This window comes from Terrabacter sp. P5_B1 (assembly GCF_056400505.1).
Map to the genome: position 1 here is coordinate 1 of NZ_JBFULD010000297.1, position 5,319 is coordinate 5,319.

Below are 5,319 nucleotides of genomic sequence, written 5' to 3' on the forward strand. Positions count from 1 at the left end.
CAGGTGGATGGGGTTCCAGTCACCCGACACCGCGGCATACGCCCGGCCGGTGCCCTCGCCCAGGCGCCACACCGGCCCCGCGGTCACCGCGGACAGCGCCTCCGTCGACGGCGGGTCGGACGGCGCGGCGTCCACGTGCTCCGTCCCTCGTGAGAGGTACGTGCTCACCCCGCGCCACACGACCTCGGCGCGCACACTCACCTCGGACACGAGGTCGACCTGCTGCCCGCGGCGGTGCGGCCGGAGGTCCTGCGCCCCCACGGAGACGTCGAGGGGCTCGCCGACGTCGATGGGACGGACGACCTCGATCCGGTTCTCGACGTGGACGGCCCCGAGCAGCGGGAGCGGGAAGCGGTCGCCGCTCATGACGGCCATCTGGAGCGGGAACGCGACGAGGTGCGGGAAGGTCGGCGGCAGGGTGCCGGCGAGGGGGAAACGGCACACGTGGGAGTAGCCGACGAGGTCGTCGACGGCGACGCGTATGCCGGCCCGCGAGTAGCGCACGTCCGGCAGGGTGCCGCTGGCGTTGCCCCGGCGGAGGGCGGCGGTCGCGTAGATGCGACGCAGGTCCGGGGCCCCTTTGACGGTGATCTCCTTGGTCATCGCCGCCTCACGCCCCGAGCAGGCTCTGGCCGCACACACGGACGACCTGCCCCGTTACGGCGGCGGCCCCGGGCTGGGCGAACCACGCGATGGTCTCCGCGACGTCCTTCGGGTGACCACCCTGCTGCAGCGAGTTCATGCGACGTCCGATCTCCCTCGTGGCGAACGGGATCCGCGCGGTCATCTCGGTCTCGATGAAACCCGGAGCGACGGCGTTGACCGTGATGCCACGGCCCGCGACCTGACGCGACAGGGCTGAGACCAGACCGATGACACCGGCCTTGCTCGCGCCGTAGTTGGTCTGGCCACGGTTGCCGGCGATCCCGGCGATCGATGCGACGCAGACGATGCGGCCACCGTCGGACAGGCCGCCGTCACCGAGGATCGCCTCGTTCATCCGCAGGATCGAACGGAGGTTGACCTCCATGACGTTGCGCCAGCGGTCGTCGTCCATGTTGACGAAGAGCTTGTCGCGGGTGATGCCGGCGTTGTGCACGACGATGTCGAGGCTGCCGTGACGCGACGTGGCGTGCTCGACGATCCGCCGCCCGGCGTCCTCGGCCGTGACGTCGAGCTGTAGGGCGGTGCCCGTCACCTCGTTGGCCACCGCCGCCAGGGCATCCCCGGCTGCGGGCACGTCGACGGCGACGACGGTCGCACCGTCGCGGGAGAGGACGCGGGCGATCTCGGCCCCGATCCCGCGGGCGGCACCGGTGACGACGGCCACCTTGCCGGCGAGGGGACGGAGCGCATCGAGGTCACCACTGGTCGACTCGTCGACGCGGACCACCTGGCCGTCGACGTAGGCCGACCGGCCGGAGAGGAAGAACTCGACCGCCGAACGGACGCCGTCGTGCGCATCTCCCTGCGCGAGAACGAGGTTCGCCGTGGCGCCCCCACGCAGCTCCTTGCCGAGGGATCGCACGGCGCCCTCGAGCGCGCGCTGGGTCGTCACCTCGGTGACGTCGGTCAGAGTCGCGGGGTCGGTGCCGATGACGACGACGCGGCCGTTGCGCTTGAGCGCCTTGACGGCCGGGGCGCCCAGCAGGCGCAGCTGGTCCAGCTCGGCAGGATCCACCGCTGCGCTGAGGTCGAGCACGACGGCACCGACCTGGTCCTGCGCCTTGTCCTGCGCCTGGTCCTGCGCCTGGTCCTGCACCTGGTCCTGCACCTCGGCCACGGCCGCCACCGTGGCCACGCCGGCAGCAGCGAGCCAGGACGCGATGCCGTCGGCGAACCGACCGCCACCGGCGACGAGGACCGGCGCCTCGCACAACGGCAGACCCGGCTCGTAGCGGCGCAGCCGGGTCGGTTGCGGCACCCCGACCCTCTTGGCCACGGGCGAGCGGACGATGGTCGTGAAGAGATCGCTCATGCTCAGGCCTCCAGGATCGCGACGACGCCCTGCCCACCGGCAGCGCAGATGGAGATGAGGCCACGGCCTCCGCCGGCCTCCTTGAGCTGCTTGGCGAGCGAGGCGACGATGCGCCCGCCCGTCGCCGCGAAGGGGTGGCCGGCGGCGAGGGAGGAGCCGTTGACGTTGAGCTTGGACCGGTCGATGGAGCCTAGGGGTGCGTCGAGACCGAGGCGCGCCTTGCAGAAGTCGGGGTCCTCCCAGGCCTTGAGGGTCGTGAGCACGGTCGCGGCGAAGGCCTCGTGGATCTCGTAGAAGTCGAAGTCCTGCAGGCTCAGGCCGTTTCGGGCAAGGAGCCGCGGCACGGCATACGCCGGCGCCATGAGCAGGCCCTCGTCACCGTGGACGTAGTCGACGGCCGCGGTCTCGGCGTCGACGAACCAGGCGAGCGGCGTCAGACGGTGCTCCGCCGCCCACTCCTCGCTCGCGAGGAGGACGGCTGAGGCGCCGTCGGTCAGGGGCGTCGAGTTGCCGGCTGTCATCGTCGCCCCGTCGCCCTTGCCGAAGACCGGCTTGAGCGTTGACAGCTTCTCGACGGTGGAGTCGGCGCGCAGGTTCGTGTCGCGTGAGACGCCGAGGTAGGGCGTGACGAGGTCGTCGAAGAAGCCGCGCTCGTAGGCGGCGGCGAGGTGCTGGTGACTCGCGGCGGCGAGCTCGTCCTGGGCGTCGCGGGTGATGCCCCACTGCGCCGCGGTCAGGGCCATGTGCTCGCCCATCGACAGTCCCGTGCGTGGCTCGACGTTCTCGGGGATGGCGGGGATGAGGTGTCCCGGACGCAGTCCGGCGAGCGCCTTGGCGCGCTCCCCCGCGGAGCGGGCACGGTTCGCGGCCAGCAGCGTCCGGCGCAGGCCCTCACTGACGGCGATGGGGGCATCGCTCGCACTGTCCACGCCACCGGCGATGCCGGCGTCGACCTGGCCGAGGGCGATCTTGTTGGCGACGAGGATGGCGGACTCAAGTCCCGTGCCGCACGCCTGCTGGATGTCGTAGGCCGGCGTCGTCGGGTCGAGCCGCGTGCCGAGCACGGTCTCCCGGGTGAGGTTGAAGTCACGGCTGTGCTTGAGCACGGCGCCCGCGACGACCTCGCCGAGGCGCTCCCCCGCGAGTCCGTGGCGCGCCACGAGCCCGTCGACGGTTGCGGTGAGCATGTCCTGGTTGGACGCCTTCGCGTACGGGCCGTTGGAACGGGCGAACGGGATGCGGTTGCCCCCGAGGACCGCGACGCGACGTGTCGTGCGCGGGGTGGACTGCGTGGCCATGGGTCTCTCCTGCTGTCGACTGCGGAACCTGTCGTTCTCACCCAAGATAACCGAAACTGGTAGTAGTCGATACAGCAAGTACCTGTTACTTTCGGGAGATGGACCACGACGCCCGACGTCCACCGGCACCGTCCGCACCCCCGCGGGACGGCCGGGACTCGCGCTGGGAGCGCCACCGCGAGGAGCGCCGCGCCGCCCTCGTCGACGCGACGATCCGCGCCATCCGGAGGCACGGCGCTGGCGTCGGCATGGACGACATCGCCGCCGAGGCCGGCACGTCCAAGACGGTCATCTACCGACACTTCGACGACAAGGCCGGCCTCTACCGCGCCGTCGCGGAGCGCATCGACGGCCGCGTCGTCCGCAACGTCGGCGCCGCGCTGTCCCGATCGAGCGCCCCGCCGGCCGACACGCGCGAGCTCGTCGCGTCCACCGTCGAGGTCTACCTCGCGCTCGTCGAGTCCGACACCGAGGTCTACCGATTCGTCGTCAACCGTCCCCTCGTGGACCGGCCGCTGGCCGACGACCCGGTGGGCGGCACCGTCGACCAGGTCACGGACCAGCTCACCGGCCTGCTCCTCGAGTCCCTGCGCACGAGCACGACCGACCCCTCGCGGGCCCGCACCTGGGCCATCGCCCTCGTCGGCTCGGTCCGCGCCGTCGCCGACGACTGGCTCGCCACCCCCGAGGGTGACCGAGCTCCCCGCGCGGCGATCGTCGACTCCCTGACCGAGCTGGCGTGGCACGGGCTCGCCCCCGTCCTCGCGACCACCACCCCCACCAACACCACCACCAGCACGACCTCCTGAGGTCCAGACCGGAAGGCACCAGATGTCCACGGCCACCGACTCCCCTGCAGAGACCCCCTCGAAGACCCCGGACGCAGTCCTGGCCTCCGCGCTGCGCGCCCACCTCGACGGCCCTTTCGGCGAGGTGCGCGACCACTGCCGCGCCCTCGACCCGGCGACCTTCGGACCACCGTCCGGACCGCTCCCGATGGACGAGCACCGGTCCCGCGTCACCTCCCAGCTGAGCGCCCTGGCCCGGCAGCCGTATGCCGCGTCGGGCTTCCCGGAGCACCAGGGCGGGACCGCCCGCTACGGCGAAGCGGTGGCCGCGTTCGAGATGCTCGCTCACAGCGACCTGTCGCTCTTCGTCAAGGCGGGCGTCCAGTGGGGCCTGTTCGGCGGCGCGGTCTCGCTGCTCGGCACGAGCCGCCACGACCACCTCGTGCCGCGGCTGGTCTCGGGCGAGCTGCAGGGGTGCTTCGCGATGACGGAGACCGGCCACGGCAGCGACGTCCAGAGCCTGCTGACGACCGCCACCTTCGACCCGGCCACCGACGAGATCGTCGTCCACTCCCCCGTCCCCGCGGCGCGCAAGGACTACATCGGCAACGCGGCGCGCGACGCCGAACTTGCAGCCGTGTTCGCCCAGCTCGTCGTCGACGGCGAGTCCCGCGGGGTCCACTGCGTGCTCGTCCCCATCCGCGACGGCGCGGGCGCTCCCACGCCGGGGGTCACCATCGAGGACTGCGGTCCCAAGCTCGGCCTCGACGGCGTCGACAACGGGCGCCTCCTCTTCGACCACGTCCGGGTCCCCCGCACCAACCTCCTCGGCCGCTACGGCGACATCGGCGACGCCGGCACCTACTCGAGTCCCATCGACAACCCCAGCCGCCGCTTCTTCACGATGCTCGGCACGCTCGTCCGGGGCCGCATCTCGGTGGCCGGCGGCGCGGGCGCCGCGGCCCGCTCGGCCCTGGCCGTCACGACGACGTATGCCGGTGAGCGGCGTCAGTTCGCAGCGCCCGGCAACGACGTGGAGACGACGGTCCTGGACTACCGCACCTACCAACGGCGGCTGCTGCCGAGGATCGCGACGGCATACGCCCTCCAGCTCGCCCAGCACGAGCTCGTGTCGACGATGGACGACGTGCTCGCCGGGCGCACGAGCTCCGAGCAGGACCAGCGCCAGCTCGAGACGCGGGCGGCCGGCATCAAGGTCCTGACGACGCGGCACGCGACCGACACGATCCAGGAG

5 protein-coding genes are annotated in these 5,319 nt (G+C 72.1%); 2 read left to right on the forward strand and 3 right to left on the reverse strand.

Annotation, left to right across the window (positions count from 1 at the left end):
* The 3 genes from AC1DP0_RS17600 to AC1DP0_RS17610 all read right to left on the reverse strand — a co-directional run.
* On the reverse strand, positions 1 to 603 hold a 603-nt coding region (locus AC1DP0_RS17600), incomplete at its 3' end, for a MaoC/PaaZ C-terminal domain-containing protein (RefSeq protein WP_478086849.1).
* A 7-nt stretch (positions 604 to 610) separates the two neighbouring features.
* Complete coding sequence (locus tag AC1DP0_RS17605; RefSeq protein ID WP_478086853.1) at positions 611 to 1,978, reverse strand: 3-oxoacyl-ACP reductase; 1,368 nt, start codon at positions 1,976 to 1,978, stop codon at positions 611 to 613.
* Positions 1,979 to 1,980: 2 nt separating this feature from the next.
* Positions 1,981 to 3,276, reverse strand: coding sequence for an acetyl-CoA C-acetyltransferase (locus AC1DP0_RS17610; RefSeq protein WP_478086857.1), 1,296 nt, complete (start codon positions 3,274 to 3,276; stop codon positions 1,981 to 1,983).
* A 98-nt stretch (positions 3,277 to 3,374) separates the two neighbouring features.
* Between AC1DP0_RS17610 and AC1DP0_RS17615 the strand changes: the two genes are divergently transcribed.
* Both AC1DP0_RS17615 and AC1DP0_RS17620 read left to right on the forward strand, forming a co-directional pair.
* Complete coding sequence (locus tag AC1DP0_RS17615; RefSeq protein WP_478086862.1) at positions 3,375 to 4,085, forward strand: TetR/AcrR family transcriptional regulator; 711 nt, start codon at positions 3,375 to 3,377, stop codon at positions 4,083 to 4,085.
* Between the two features lie 22 nt (positions 4,086 to 4,107).
* On the forward strand, positions 4,108 to 5,319 hold a 1,212-nt coding region (locus tag AC1DP0_RS17620), incomplete at its 3' end, for an acyl-CoA dehydrogenase family protein (protein WP_478086864.1).

Bases quoted from the DNA above. Each gene is read 5' to 3' on its own strand.
- AC1DP0_RS17615 (WP_478086862.1), top strand. From the start codon at position 3,375: ATGGACCACGACGCCCGACGTCCACCGGCACCGTCCGCACCCCCGCGG.
- AC1DP0_RS17610 (WP_478086857.1), bottom strand. From the start codon at position 3,276: ATGGCCACGCAGTCCACCCCGCGCACGACACGTCGCGTCGCGGTCCTC.
- AC1DP0_RS17605 (WP_478086853.1), bottom strand. From the start codon at position 1,978: ATGAGCGATCTCTTCACGACCATCGTCCGCTCGCCCGTGGCCAAGAGG.